The following is a 352-nucleotide window of genomic DNA, read 5'->3' as shown; positions in this document are numbered from 1 at the left end:
GGCCTTGCTGGAGCAGGCCTACAAAGACTTGGGCATGACCACCAGCGAGGATCTGCAGCGCATGGCCAAGCAGGCGCGTGCCGCGTTTGATCAGTTGGAAAAGGACGGCAAGCAGCCGCCCCTGCGCATTGCCGAGGCCTGGAAGTCAATGGCCGACAAGGTGATTGCGGCCAATGGCGGCATTGCGCCTGAATGGCTCAAGACCCAGGCCGCCGTCAAAGGTTACGAAGTCGCGGTGGACGATGCGGGCAAGGCCGTGCTCAACACCGACCGCGCCACGGCCAGGGCCGTTAGCAGCATGGTGACCGGCATGGGCCGGGTGCGCGAGGCTGCCGACGGCGTGCAGGAGAGC

1 protein-coding gene is annotated in these 352 nt (G+C 65.6%); it reads left to right on the top strand.

From position 1 onward, the window contains the following. Positions 1–34: 34 nt before the first annotated feature. Positions 35–352: hypothetical protein (locus AAIL67_RS24770; protein WP_343485409.1), on the top strand; the 318-nt coding region annotated here is incomplete at its 3' end.

Origin of the sequence: Comamonas sp. A7-5 (assembly GCF_039581385.1) — a bacterium.
Lineage (GTDB): Bacteria > Pseudomonadota > Gammaproteobacteria > Burkholderiales > Burkholderiaceae_C > Comamonas > Comamonas thiooxydans.
This window is presented reverse-complemented; position numbering and strand designations above follow the sequence as displayed.